At 59.3% G+C, this 12,553-nt stretch carries 19 protein-coding genes; 16 read left to right on the top strand and 3 right to left on the bottom strand.

The genetic code is table 11. From position 1 onward, the window contains the following. Positions 1-43 precede the first annotated feature (43 nt). The 15 genes from MK208_RS00440 to MK208_RS00370 all read left to right on the top strand — a co-directional run bounded on the left by MK208_RS00440 (position 44) and on the right by MK208_RS00370 (position 10,084). Positions 44-538, top strand: a complete 495-nt coding sequence (locus MK208_RS00440) for a hypothetical protein (RefSeq protein WP_294112836.1) — start codon at positions 44-46, stop codon at positions 536-538. A 162-nt stretch (positions 539-700) separates the two neighbouring features. Continuing rightward, complete coding sequence (gene ffh, locus MK208_RS00435; protein WP_294112834.1) at positions 701-2,233, top strand: signal recognition particle protein; 1,533 nt, start codon at positions 701-703, stop codon at positions 2,231-2,233. Then, the gene (locus MK208_RS00430; protein ID WP_294112832.1) at positions 2,233-2,568 is read left to right on the top strand and encodes an NIPSNAP family protein; all 336 of its coding nucleotides are present in this window, start codon (positions 2,233-2,235) and stop codon (positions 2,566-2,568) included. The genes ffh and MK208_RS00430 overlap by 1 nt, the downstream gene beginning before the upstream one ends. Further along, positions 2,568-3,155: a GNAT family N-acetyltransferase gene (locus tag MK208_RS00425; RefSeq protein WP_294112831.1), complete on the top strand. Its 588-nt coding sequence runs from the start codon at positions 2,568-2,570 to the stop codon at positions 3,153-3,155. Before MK208_RS00430 ends, MK208_RS00425 begins: the two co-directional genes overlap by 1 nt. Further along, positions 3,152-3,703: a GNAT family N-acetyltransferase gene (locus tag MK208_RS00420; protein ID WP_294112829.1), complete on the top strand. Its 552-nt coding sequence runs from the start codon at positions 3,152-3,154 to the stop codon at positions 3,701-3,703. Before MK208_RS00425 ends, MK208_RS00420 begins: the two co-directional genes overlap by 4 nt. Continuing rightward, entirely contained in the window at positions 3,700-4,221 is a 522-nt protein-coding gene (locus MK208_RS00415) for a GNAT family N-acetyltransferase (RefSeq protein WP_294112827.1), read from the top strand. Before MK208_RS00420 ends, MK208_RS00415 begins: the two co-directional genes overlap by 4 nt. Next, positions 4,221-4,826 (top strand): GNAT family N-acetyltransferase, encoded by a 606-nt coding sequence (locus MK208_RS00410; protein WP_294112824.1) that lies wholly within the window; start codon positions 4,221-4,223, stop codon positions 4,824-4,826. The genes MK208_RS00415 and MK208_RS00410 overlap by 1 nt, the downstream gene beginning before the upstream one ends. Next, positions 4,819-5,115, top strand: a complete 297-nt coding sequence (locus MK208_RS00405; RefSeq protein ID WP_294112822.1) for a chorismate mutase — start codon at positions 4,819-4,821, stop codon at positions 5,113-5,115. Before MK208_RS00410 ends, MK208_RS00405 begins: the two co-directional genes overlap by 8 nt. 104 nt (positions 5,116-5,219) lie before the next feature. Then, on the top strand, positions 5,220-5,585 hold the full coding sequence (rpsP, locus tag MK208_RS00400) for a 30S ribosomal protein S16 (protein ID WP_294112819.1): 366 nt from the start codon (positions 5,220-5,222) through the stop codon (positions 5,583-5,585). A gap of 16 nt (positions 5,586-5,601) precedes the next feature. Next, the gene (gene bluB, locus MK208_RS00395; RefSeq protein ID WP_294112815.1) at positions 5,602-6,231 is read left to right on the top strand and encodes a 5,6-dimethylbenzimidazole synthase; all 630 of its coding nucleotides are present in this window, start codon (positions 5,602-5,604) and stop codon (positions 6,229-6,231) included. A gap of 159 nt (positions 6,232-6,390) precedes the next feature. After that, positions 6,391-6,909 carry a ribosome maturation factor RimM gene (gene rimM, locus MK208_RS00390; RefSeq protein WP_294112813.1) on the top strand — a complete coding sequence of 173 codons (519 nt, stop codon included), beginning with the start codon at positions 6,391-6,393 and terminating at the stop codon, positions 6,907-6,909. A gap of 4 nt (positions 6,910-6,913) precedes the next feature. Further along, the gene (locus MK208_RS00385) at positions 6,914-7,714 is read left to right on the top strand and encodes a hypothetical protein (protein WP_294112810.1); all 801 of its coding nucleotides are present in this window, start codon (positions 6,914-6,916) and stop codon (positions 7,712-7,714) included. A gap of 80 nt (positions 7,715-7,794) precedes the next feature. Next, positions 7,795-8,592: a tRNA (guanosine(37)-N1)-methyltransferase TrmD gene (gene trmD, locus MK208_RS00380; RefSeq protein ID WP_294112807.1), complete on the top strand. Its 798-nt coding sequence runs from the start codon at positions 7,795-7,797 to the stop codon at positions 8,590-8,592. Positions 8,593-8,664: 72 nt separating this feature from the next. Beyond that, positions 8,665-9,000, top strand: coding sequence for a YegP family protein (locus MK208_RS00375; RefSeq protein WP_294112805.1), 336 nt, complete (start codon positions 8,665-8,667; stop codon positions 8,998-9,000). A gap of 136 nt (positions 9,001-9,136) precedes the next feature. Then, complete coding sequence (locus MK208_RS00370; RefSeq protein WP_294112803.1) at positions 9,137-10,084, top strand: alpha/beta hydrolase; 948 nt, start codon at positions 9,137-9,139, stop codon at positions 10,082-10,084. Positions 10,085-10,096: 12 nt separating this feature from the next. Here the strand turns inward: MK208_RS00370 and MK208_RS00365 are convergent, their stop codons facing one another. The 3 genes from MK208_RS00365 to MK208_RS00355 all read right to left on the bottom strand — a co-directional run bounded on the left by MK208_RS00365 (position 10,097) and on the right by MK208_RS00355 (position 11,871). Next, positions 10,097-10,924 carry a GH25 family lysozyme gene (locus MK208_RS00365; protein WP_294112802.1) on the bottom strand — a complete coding sequence of 276 codons (828 nt, stop codon included), beginning with the start codon at positions 10,922-10,924 and terminating at the stop codon, positions 10,097-10,099. A 91-nt stretch (positions 10,925-11,015) separates the two neighbouring features. After that, a complete protein-coding gene (locus MK208_RS00360; RefSeq protein ID WP_294112799.1) occupies positions 11,016-11,405 on the bottom strand; it encodes a hypothetical protein in 390 nt (129 codons plus the stop codon). Between the two features lie 70 nt (positions 11,406-11,475). Beyond that, positions 11,476-11,871 (bottom strand): MarR family transcriptional regulator, encoded by a 396-nt coding sequence (locus MK208_RS00355; RefSeq protein ID WP_294112797.1) that lies wholly within the window; start codon positions 11,869-11,871, stop codon positions 11,476-11,478. Between the two features lie 307 nt (positions 11,872-12,178). Between MK208_RS00355 and rplS the strand changes: the two genes are divergently transcribed. Beyond that, positions 12,179-12,553 (top strand): 50S ribosomal protein L19, encoded by a 375-nt coding sequence (gene rplS / locus MK208_RS00350; RefSeq protein WP_168591505.1) that lies wholly within the window; start codon positions 12,179-12,181, stop codon positions 12,551-12,553.

Here is a 12,553-nt window from a genome sequence, read left to right as displayed (position 1 = left end):
TTGAATTTTTCGCAACCTCAATGCGAACACTACACCTATGAGAGTGACCCATAATTCCTCTGAAGGTTTGAGCTTTGAAGCTGGCCCGTCCTGGAGCGCCCTTCCAGTTTGCGGCTTTTGGTTCGCGATGGTCTGGCTATTTGACAAAAGCCTCTTCGACGAACGGTCTCTTACTTTCTACTGTTTTGCTTTCGCTTTTTCAGCAGTAGGTGTGCACGGTATCTATGGCGCTCTGCAACACAAGACACTGTCTCTAAACCCAAGTCCCGGCAAAGTTACCCTGCGGAGGAGAACGCTGCTTGGCGTACGAGAAGAAGAATACCCTTTAGCGGACCTTAAGGCTGCGAAGTTTTCAAGAAAGGAAACTGAGGACGGTAGGCGATTTCTTCTTCATTTGTGTTTTTACAACCAATCTCCTGCCTACCTTCGTCTTGCGCTCAGTGGCGCAGAAGAAAAACTGCACGAAGAGATCACCACAACCATCAACACCTGGCTCGCAAACCACGTGCCTGTTGACTCTCCACCCCCACAGGCGTAAACGCGCAGCACTTCCGGGAGTCCGTCAAACTTCCGGTCCCTTGGCCTATGTGCCGGGATCGCCCCCCCGTCAGCGAGTTTCGCCCACGGGGGACATTGGCGTTTGGGCGGCTCATCCCTATGTTTGGGCCAGATTTGAAACGGTGATAAGGAGCCGGTAGCGATGTTTGAAAATCTAAGCGAACGCCTCTCTGGTGTCTTTGACCGCCTGACCAAACAAGGTGCGCTGTCGGAGGACGACGTAAAAACCGCCCTGCGCGAGGTGCGCGTTGCCCTTCTGGAAGCTGACGTCTCGCTGCCCGTCGCCCGCGACTTTGTCAAAGCCGTACAGGAAAAAGCCACCGGTCAGGCTGTCACCAAATCCGTGACCCCGGGCCAGCAGGTTGTGAAAATCGTCCACGACGCGCTGAAAGACGTGCTCGCAGGGGACGAAAACGCCGAACCCGGCACGCTCAAAATCGACAGCCCGCCCGCGCCGATCCTGATGGTGGGTCTGCAGGGCTCTGGTAAGACCACCACCACCGGTAAGCTTGCCAAGCGCCTGACCGAGAAAGACGGCAAGCGCGTGCTGATGGCCTCGCTCGACATCTACCGCCCGGCCGCGATGCAGCAGTTGCAGGTGCTGGGCACCCAGATCGGCGTCGACACCCTGCCAATTGTGCCGGGTGAGTCCGCCGTACAGATCGCCAAACGCGCCAAGCAACAGGCGACCCTGGGCGGCTATGACGTCTACATGCTCGACACCGCCGGTCGTTTGCAGATCGACGAAGTCCTGATGAAAGAGGTCGAGGACGTGCGCGACGTGGTCAATCCACGCGAAACGCTTCTCGTGGTTGACGGCCTCACCGGTCAAGTCGCTGTGGAAGTGGCCGAAGAGTTTGACGGCAAAATCGGCATCTCCGGCGTGGTCCTGACCCGTATGGACGGTGACGGCCGTGGCGGTGCCGCGCTCTCGATGCGCGCCGTGACCGGCAAGCCCATCAAATACGTCGGCCTCGGCGAAAAGATGGACGCGCTCGAAACCTTCGAGGCCGACCGGATCGCAGGCCGTATCCTGGGCATGGGCGACATCGTTGCTCTGGTTGAGAAAGCTCAGGAAACCATCGAGGCCGAGCAAGCCGAGAAGATGATGAAGCGCTTCCAAAAAGGCCGCTTCAACATGAACGACATGAAAATGCAGCTCGAGCAGATGCAGAAAATGGGTGGCATGGAAGGCATGATGGGCATGCTGCCTGGCATGGCCAAAATGGCCAAAGGCGTTCAGGACGCTGGCTTTGACGACAAGATGATCTTGCGTCAGATCGCCATGATCCAGTCCATGACCAAAAAGGAACGCGCCAACCCGCAACTCCTGCAAGCCTCCCGCAAAAAGCGGATCGCCAAAGGCTCCGGCATGGAGGTCTCCGACCTCAACAAACTTCTGAAAATGCAGCGCCAGATGGCCGACATGATGAAGAAGATGGGCAAAATGGGCAAAGGCGGCATGCTGAAACAGGCCATGAAAGGCATGGTTGGCAAAGGCGGCGCGGACATGGCCAACATGGACCCGACCCAAATGGACCCAAAACAGCTTGAAGCCGCAGCCAAAGCGCTTGGCGGCAAAGGCGGCCTGCCCGGTGGACTTGGCGGCCTCGGTGGCATGGGTGGCGGCATGGGCTTGCCGTCCGGCCTCTCCGGATTCGGGAAAAAGAAATAATGATCACCTGCACCCTCACATATGAGATCGACCCAAATCAGGTCGCGGCCTTTGAGGCCTACGCCAAGGTGTGGATTGGTCTGGTCAACCAGATGGGCGGCACCCATCACGGCTATTGGCTGCCATCTGAGGGGGCCAATGACGTGGCCTATGCGATGTTCTCTTACCCATCTCTGGCGGCCTATGAAGCGTATCGTGCGGCGTCGATGCAAGATGAAGAGTGCCAAAAAGCCTTTGCTTTTGCACAGAAAACCGGCTGCATCCGCCGCTACGACCGCACCTTCACACGGCCGGTGCTCGACGCCGCACCCGTCGAGGCATTGGACGCGTTCTGATGGCCCTGCACACCACATATCCCTGGGAGGCTCCTGCCACCGGACCTGCCGCCGCACAGGCGACGCAGATGGAAATGTGTGTGCCCACACTTGAGACGCCACGACTGTCGTTGCGCCCGATGCGCCTGTCGGATTTCTCCACCTTCCACGCCATTCTTTCCAGCGAACGTGCGGTCTTTATGGACGGCCCGATTGACCGAGAAGAAGCCTGGGCCGAGTTCACCCAATGTGTGAGCGGCTGGATGCTGCGCGGTGTTGGCTACTTCGCCATCGTGAAAGGCGACACCGGTGCCATTCTGGGCTTTGTGGGTCTGGGCATGGAGTTTGGCGACCAGGAGCATGAACTGGGCTACTTTCTCACCGAAGACGCCGAAGGCTTTGGCTACGCGACAGAGGCCGCCGAGGCCGTGCGCGATTTTGGTTTGGGCCAGATGGAACTGCCATCCTTGGTCAGCTACATCGACCTGCCCAACACGCAATCTGCCGCCGTCGCCGAACGCCTCGGTGCCAAACGCGATGCGAATGCCGAAGCCATGTTTGACGAGCCGGTTCAGGTCTGGCGTCACCAGCTGGAGGCCTACGCATGATGCGCTATAAGATCCCCCAGCTTGAAACCGAGCGCCTGATCCTGCGCGAGCACCGTGAAGACGACATCGCCGCCGAGATCGCCTTTTACGCCACCGATGCCTCTCAATTTGTGGGCGGCCCCAAATCCCCGGAAGACACCTGGCGCTACATCTCCATGATGATGGGGCATTGGGCGTTGCGCGGGTTTGGCTTTTGGGCGTTGGAAGACAAAGACACAGGCACCTACCAAGGCCGTGTTGGCCTGTGGTATCCACATGGCTGGCGTGAACGCGAAATCGGCTGGATTCTGATGCCATCCGCCACTGGCAAAGGCTATGCGACTGAGGCGGCACAAGCCGCACGGGCTCACGCCTATGACGTTTTGGGCTGGGAGACGGCCATCTCTCAAATCGCGGTAACAAACCACGCCTCCAAAGCAGTGGCCAAACGTTTGGGCGCGGTGATGGAAGAGACCTATGACGCTGGCGACGCTTATGGCGAAATAGAGGTCTGGCGTCATCCAGCCCCTGCCGACCTGGTCAATGGCGGTATGGAGGCCTACGCATGAGCCTCGCCCTGAACATCCCCGTGATCGAAACTGAGCGCCTGCGCCTGCGCAGCCACCGCGAAGACGACCTTGATGTGATCGCGGATTTCTTTGCCGATGACCGCAGCGCTTTTGTTGGCGGCCCCAAAGACCGCGCCGAAAGCTGGCGTGTGATTTCTGGCGCTCTGGGTCATTGGGCCCTGCGCGGCTACGGCATGTGGTTGGTGGCTGACAAAGCAACCGACGCGCCGATTGGCGGCGTTGGCTTCCTCAACCCGGAAGGTTGGGACGAAGCGGAACTTGGCTGGCACGTCTTCAACGGCCACGAAGGCAAAGGCTACGCTTACGAGGCGGCCGCCGCAGCCAAATCTTATGGTGCCGAACATTTCGGCATCCCCGCCCCGATCAGCTACATCGCACCAGCGAACACCCGCTCCGTTGCCTTGGCCACACGCCTTGGCGCCACTTACGAGCGTGACGGCGAAGTTCTTGGAAACGCGTGCCACATCTACCGCCACAGCAAAGCGGAGGCCGCCTGATGCCCACCAAAACCATTCCAATCCTTGAAACCAAACGTCTGGTCCTGCGCGGGCCGGAACCTGAGGATTACCCAAACTTCAAGGCCACCTTCGCCTCCTACCGCTCCCACTTCATGGGCGGTCCGCTGAATGCCTATGAGACCTGGATGCTTTATGCGGCCGAAATCGGCCACTGGAACATCCGCGGCTACGGCATGTGGATGATCCACGACAAAGAGACCGACGAAACGCTCGGCATGGCCGGTGGCTGGTTCCCCGCCAAATGGCCGGAGCGTGAAATCGCCTGGATCATCTGGCCCGACAAAGCTGGCCACGGCTACGCGCTGGAAGCCACCCATGCGGTGCGCCGCTATTTCTACAACGAGCTCGGCTGGGACGGGGCTGTGTCCTACATCGACCCGAAAAACCTCGACTCGATCCGCCTGGCCGAGCGCCTCGGCGCCGTGAAAGACAAATCCGCACCATCGGTGGACGGGCATGACGTGGTCTATCGCCACCCTGCACCCGACGCGCTGGCCTCCTCTCAGATTGGCGACGCCATCGAGATGGAAATCAGCCACTACGCCGACCCGATGTTCAAACCGAAAGGCTACGCTCTTGACTGACGACACCCAACGCGCCGCCGACTTGTTGAAGGGCTACCGCGACAGCATCGACCGCCTCGACGCGATCCTCGTCTACACCTTGGGCGAGCGGTTCAAAGCCACGCAGGCTGTTGGCAAGCTCAAAGCCGAACACGACCTTCCCCCGTCCGATCCGGATCGCGAAGCGAAACAGATCGCACGTCTTGAAGATCTTGCGAAGAAGGCCGATCTGGACCCTGAATTCGCCAAGAATTTCCTGAATTTCATCATTGCTGAGGTCATTCAGCACCACAAGAAACATCAGGAATAACAAACTGTTGAGCAGGGCTGCCCCTGTTCTTCGACACCAACCCGCACCGCACTGGTGCAACACTCACGCACCCCGGTGCACACGCCATATTAGGAGATAACACCATGGCTATGAAAATTCGTCTCGCCCGCGGCGGTTCCAAAAAGCGTCCTTTCTACCGTGTCGTAGCAGCGGACTCCCGCATGCCACGTGACGGCCGCTTCATCGAGAAGCTGGGCACCTACAACCCACTGCTGCCAAAAGACAGCGAAGAGCGCGTGAAGCTGAACATGGAACGCGTTCAGTACTGGCTGGACCAGGGCGCACAGCCGTCTGACCGTGTGTCCCGCTTCCTGGAAGCTGCCGGTGTTGTCGCCAAGAAAGAGCGCAACAACCCTAAGAAAGCCGAGCCAGGCCAGAAAGCCAAGGACCGCGCAGAAGAGAAAGCTGCAAAAGCAGCCGAAGCCGCTGAAGCAGCAGCTGAAGAGTAAGACGGACAGTCCCGGAATGACCGAATTCACATCTGAGTTCCGGGACGATCTGCAACGGCTCATGCAGTGGCGGCGCGATGTGCGCCGCTTCCGCACCGATCCGGTGGACGAGGCACTTCTTAAGGAGTGCCTCGACACGTTTCTACTGGCCCCCTCTGTGGGACTGTCAGAGCCCTGGCGCGTGATCCGCGTGGAAAGCGATCAAGCCCGCGCCGCCGCGCTCAAAAACTACGAAGCCGCCAATGCCGAGGCCCTGAAAGGCTATGACGGCGACCGCGCAGCCCTTTACGCAAATCTCAAACTCTCCGGCATGCAGGAATCGCCTGTGCAACTGGCGATCTACTGCGATGACGCCACCGCCAAAGGCCAAGGTCTTGGTGCGGCGACCATGCCCGAAATGCGCCGCTATTCCGTGGTTGGTGCGATCACCCAATTCTGGCTCACCGCCCGCAGTTTTGGGCTGGGCGTTGGCTGGGTCTCCATCCTGGACCCCGCGCAACTCAACCGCGATCTGGATGTGCCCTCCGAGTGGTCATTGGTTGCCTACCTCTGCGTTGGCTGGCCCGAAGAGCTCTCTGACACACCCGAGCTGGCCAAAGCTGGCTGGGAAAACCGGGATAACACGTTGCCCATTCAGTCGCGCTGATTTTGGACCGGGCAAAGCCCGGGCCGCGCCCGACCCTCCCCACGGGATGGCGCTTTCAGCACCCACCCAGGGTCAGGCGCGCCCCTCCTCGAGATTCGCTCCCTTGCACCTCCGCCCGCAATCGGAGAAAACAAACGCAAGCAATGCAAAGGCCGCCCCATGAGCGACACCCCCTCTGAACTCATCTGCGTTGGCGCCATTGGTGGCGCCTATGGCGTACACGGCGAAGTCCGCCTCAAAAGTTTCACCGCCGAGGCCGACGCCCTCGAAGACTATGCCCCGCTGCTGACCGAAGACGGCGCTTTTGAGTTTGACATCGCCATCACAAGATCCATCAAAAACGGCCTCGCCGCGCGGCTTTCCGGCATCGCAACCAAAGAGCAAGCCGACGCGCTCAAAGGCGTGAAGCTCTTTGTCCCACGCGATCGCCTGCCGGAAACTGAGGACGATGAATATTACTACACAGATCTCGTGGGCCTTGAGGTGCGTGACACCGGCGGCAACGTGCTAGGTAAAGTGAAAAACGTGCTCAACCACGGCGCTGCGGACCTCTTAGAAGTCCTGCCCCCAAAAACCTCGGAAACCGTGTTTCTGCCTTTCACCCTAGCCAATGTCCCCACCGTGGACATCTCCGCAGGCCGCATCATCGCCGATCCCCCCGAAGGCTTGTTTGACTGACCCTATGCGCCTCTTGTTCCACACCGGCTTTCACAAAACCGGCACCACCAGCTTGCAATATGGCCTGCAACGCAATCGCAAACAGCTAGAGCCGCACCTGCGCATCGTGCTCTATGACGATGTGACCGCCTCGGTGAACGCCGCGCGTGACTTTTCCGCCGACCGCACCCCTGAGAAACTGCGCCGCTTTTGCAAACGCCTGAATACGTTTCTGAAAACGCTCGATCCTACGGACCCGCGCCCCGTCGCAATCAGCTCTGAGGATTTCTGTGGCCATATGCCCGGCCGCGCAGGGCTTACCAGCTACACCGCCGCCCCAATCCTGATGCGCGCGCTCACCATGACCACGCTGGAAACCCTCGGTCCCGGCACCGACTTGTCGCTGATGCTGTCCCTGCGCAATCCAGACAGCTGGCTCAAAAGTTGCTATGCTCAGCATTTGCGGGTGATCCGCATGACCGATCCGTGGGAGGTCTATGCCAGAGCTTATGCCGAATCCGCTGACCTCACCGCCATCGCAGACCGTGTCGAAGCCCAAATTGGCACCGTGCCGCTCATCCGCGCACCACTTGAGGACAGCAAGGCCCACCCGCTTGGCCCCATGGCGCCCTTTTTGGCCGCCTTCGATCTGCCGCAAGACGTACTGGACAACCTGAAGATTCCGGAACAGGCCAACCCCAAAGATCCGCAGGAATTGCAGGACCTCTACTTAGAAGCCAATCAATCTGACCTGCCAGACATTGAGGTGCGCGACGCCAAAGTGGCCGCCCGTAGGGTCTGGATGGAAAACGTCTACCAGGGCTAATGGCCCCTGTTTTCACTGGACCTATAGGATGTTTTAGGCCACAGACCAGCGCAACCCCGTGATCACGCAAAGGCCCACCCGTGTCTGACAAACCCAAATCCCATGGCCGCCTGTCCATCTCCGCCTCGCTCAAACCGCGCGAGCTGATCACACACAATCCGCGCCTCGCCAAAGTCTGGTCCGCGCGCATCATCACCCTGTTTCCCGATGCCTTCCCCGGCGTCTTGGGCGAAAGCCTCACCGGCAAAGCGCTCAAAGATGGCAAGTGGCAGATCGAGACCACCAACCTGCGCGACTTCGGCCTGACCAAACACCGCAATGTGGACGACACGCCTGCTGGCGGCGGCGCGGGCATGGTGCTGCGCCCGGATGTGCTTGGCCCCGCAATTGAGCACACCATGCGCGGCGCACGTGGCAACTGGCCATTGGTCTACCTCTCCCCGCGCGGGCGTCGGTTTGACCAAAAAATGGCCCGCGCTTGGTCACAGGCGGACGGCATCACCATGCTTTGCGGCCGCTTTGAAGGCGTCGATCAGCGCGTGCTGGACCACTACAACATTCAAGAAGTCAGCCTCGGCGACTTTGTCCTCACCGGCGGCGAAATTGCCGCGCAAGCCATGATCGACGCCACCGTGCGCCTGCTGCCGTCTGTGCTCGGCAACGCCGACAGCATCGAAGATGAAAGCCACTCCAACGGCTTGCTAGAGCACCCGCAATACACCAAACCCGCCGAGTGGCAGGGGCACAAAATCCCGGATGTGCTGATGTCCGGCCACCACGCCAACATCGAAAAATGGCGCCACGAGATGGCCGAGGAGATCACCAGGACCCGCCGCCCAGACATGTGGGCCGCTTATGAGGCCGACGAAGACAGGTAACCAAATCCTTGCGCCCCGGCCCCAGTCCATGTTTTTGTTCGCGCATAGTAATTTTGCACAGGGACCACAGACATGGCCGCCAAATTCGAGCTCTACACCGACAAAGCTGGTGAATTCCGTTTCCGCCTGAAAGCAGGCAACGGCGAAAACATCCTCGCTTCCGAAGGCTACAAACAGAAAGCCAGCTGTGAAAACGGCATCGAGTCCGTGAAAAAGAACGCTGGCGAAGACGCGCGCTACGAGCGCAAGGAAACCGCTTCCGGCAAATTCATGTTCAACCTGAAAGCCACCAATGGTCAGGTGATCGGGACATCGCAGAGCTACACCAGCGCCTCTGGTCGCGACAACGGCATTGAAAGCGTCATGCGCAACGCGCCGGATGCCGCAGTGGTCGAAATCGAAGACTAACACCTCAAAGAGGTGCCAGCTGGCCTGGCACCTCACGCCAGACCTTTTTGGGTCATCGTTTCAAATCCAGACGGCACCTCCAGCCATTCCGGCGTCGGCACCTGCACCTCTTCCCCATTCAGAGAGATTTACCGCTTTGTTCGCACGCCTTTGCCGTATTGCGCTGCTCAGTCTTGCGCTGCCCGCCGCTTCCGCACATTCCGACGAAATACAGATACCGGGACCATCTGGCCCTCTGGGTGCGGAACTGCTCGCCGCCGAAAACGCCCGCGATCTTGTGATTACAATTCCCGGATCTGGGCCCATCGACAGAGACGGCAACGCGCCCAATATGGGGCTGGCCTCTGACGTCTACAAACTTCTCTCAGAAGCGCTTTACGCAAAAGCCGTGTCCAGTTTGCGCATCGACAAACGCGGTTTCTTCAGCAGCGCCGCCGCGATCGACGATCCAACCGACGTGACAATCGCAGCCTATGCTGAGGACGTACGCAACTGGATCAAATGGGCCGCACCACAAGCAGAGTGCGTCTGGCTGGCTGGGCATTCCGAAGGAGGGCTGGTGTCTTTGGCCGCGGCACAGGAGCCGATTGAGGGGCTCTGCGGGGTGATCCTACTGGCTGCTCCCGGACGGCCGATTGGCACCCTTATGAAAGAGCAATTCGCAAATAACCCTTATAATGCGCCGATTCTTGAGGACCTAAACAACATTGTGACCACCTTAGAAACGGGATCTGAGGTCCCTCAAATGGACATTCCCGGCCCGGTGCGCACGCTGTTTTCCCCAGGCGTACAGCGGTTTATGATTGACCTCTTCACATACGATCCAGCCCAGCTTGCCGCCACGTGGTCAGGTCCAACTCTCATCTTACAAGGCGATGCAGACGTGCAAGTCACGCCGGTAGATGCCGCTCTACTGACTGCGAACTTGCCCAACGCCACCTCCGCTGCTTTGCCAAACGGCACGCACACTCTCAAACTTGACGTGCCAGGGTCCCCGTTTTCCACCTACACAAACCCTGCGCTTCCCCTGCATCCGGAGTTGGTTGACCACATTGTTGACTTTCTGAGCGCGCATCGCCCCTGATACGCAGGCCGATTATCGGCCCTCTCGCCACCGCACCCAGGCTTCCGGAGTGCCTCGAAACACGTTGATGTCCACCTTGCCTGCGATCCCGGGCACCAGACCGGTGCCTGTGTATTGCCAGAACGTCCAGCGCGCACCGGGATAGACCTTTTGCGGATGCCCTGCGACCGAACGCAGCCAGAACTCCGTGCCGCCAAGGGTGCCAATTCCGGTGTCCTGGAAAAAATCCACGGTGGTGTAAACAATCGGCCGCCGCCCATAGTGCGCTTCCAAAATCGACAGGAACTTGCGCGCCTCGCTGCGCACTTTGCTACCGCTGGGCCGTAACCGGCATGTGCGCGACTGCGGTGTCCACTCCATGTCCAAAACATGCGGCAATGGCGCGCCACGCGGCACGTTCTTAATGAACCAGGCCGCCTGCTCCTCGGCTGGGCGACAGAAATAATAGTAGTGATAGCCGCCCCACGGGATGCCCGCATTGGCCGCCCCGGCGCGATGTGTATCAAACAGCGGGTCCGCCAGATCCCCGCCCTCCGTGGCTTTAAGAAACGCAAAACTGACTCCAGCCCGCTGCGCCTCCTGCCAGTTGATGCTGGTCTGCCAGCGCGACACATCAATACCATGCACCGGATAGGTCTCCGGAGGCCGCCGGTCCCATTCATGCGGATCTGCATCGCCAAATGTCGGATAGGTCACCACCTGTGCCGCCAAAGCCCGCACCCGCGCGGCCTCTTCCGCGGCTGCTTGCTGCGCTGCCTGCGCCGCTGGATCATCCGGCCCCGACCGGCCACAGCTCGCCACCACCAACAACGCCAACAAACCTGTCTTGAAAACCCGCATCTCACACCTGACCAAACCACTGCGCCCCCTCAGTAAACCGAGAGAGCGCCGCGTTTGGCAAGCAAAGCTTTCCTCAAAAGCGATGCCCCGCCTATGCTGCCTTTTTCGCCGCCAAAAACGCCTCTTTGGCCTGATGCCCCTTCAAGGCTGGCAGGCCAATCGCATGGACACTCAGCACGCCCAATTTGTTGAGCGCCGCAAACACCAGTGCATCCATGAACCAGGCCATAGGTGTGCCTAGACTGCCCCAGAACGCAGGCAGCTCAGCAAAACCTGCAAACAGGTAATGGCCCGTGGCTGCATGAACCGCCAGCCCAATCCAGAACCCGGCGCAGTAGGGACAGCGCCACTGCTCATAAAGCGTCTGCAAGGGGTGTGGCAGCAGCTTGAGAGCGCGGTTAAACCACGCGCCCCAGTGTGGCAGGTGTTCCCAAAACAGCTGATGTATCGCGATCCCCAACAAGAGGTTTTCTATCGTCATGATCGTCTCCTTTATTTAGTTTGCCTAACTTACTTTTTATACCGTACTTCAGACCGACCGCCCCTCCGCCCTACAGGCTCAGGGTGTCACCGATCTCGTCGTTTATCTGTGTCGCAATCTGCTCATAGACCCGCGCGCCCCGGGCCAGTTTCACCTGCCCCTCCGGTGTCAGCACGATGTGCTGTGCCCGCGCGTCCATCATGCATTGAAACCGCGTCACCCAGCCCCGTGTCTCCAGCTTAGAGATCATCGTGCTTGCGCTGGCCTTGGTGACCCCAAGCGCGTCAACGATGTCCTGCAAATGCTGGCCGTGTTTGTCCTCATAGCGCTGGAGGTCCGCCTGTTCCTGAACCGCACTCAGATACTCAAACTCGCTGAAGCTCAGCTCCAGATCCCGCGCCGCCTTGGCCCAGGCCCGATGACAGGCTTGGTGTACCTTCTGTAGTTTTTTGGCGAGGTCTGACATGCGAATCCAATATAATTCGCCAAGCTAACTATTCTATTCCCCTTCCACTGTCAAACCCCTTGCACGCTTGGCTCATCTGCCCTAAACACCGCCTGTCCGCGGCTCTCATGAGTCGTTCGGGCCTGCTGTGCATTGCATGGGGCTTGGGTTTCTTCGCTCAAAACCGCAACAAAGCAGCAGAGGAAGACAAGAAAAGACGACCTGACCCTCTGGCGGGCGCTTCGCGCGGACCCGGAAGAAGACCAAGAGTTCTGAGGTGCATCAAACCTTTGTGGGCCAAACCACAAGCATTATAGGAGATGATCCAATGGATCTGATCGCACAGCTCGAAGCGGAGCAGATTGCTGCGCTGGGGAAAGACATCCCCGATTTCAAAGCCGGTGACACCATCCGTGTTGGCTTTAAAGTGACCGAAGGGTCCCGCACCCGTGTGCAGAACTACGAAGGCGTCTGCATCAGCCGCAAAAACGGCTCCGGCATCGCTGGCTCGTTCACTGTTCGCAAAATTTCCTTCGGCGAAGGCGTGGAGCGTGTGTTCCCGCTGCACTCCACCAACATCGACAGCATCACTGTTGTGCGTCGTGGTCGTGTCCGTCGCGCGAAGCTGTACTACCTGCGCTCCCGTCGTGGTAAGTCCGCGCGTATCGCAGAAGACACCAACTACAAGCCCAAAAAAGCGTAA

Origin of the sequence: Shimia sp., from assembly GCF_022448905.1 — a bacterium.
In the GTDB taxonomy this organism is placed as follows: Bacteria; Pseudomonadota; Alphaproteobacteria; order Rhodobacterales; family Rhodobacteraceae; genus Shimia.
This window is presented reverse-complemented; position numbering and strand designations above follow the sequence as displayed.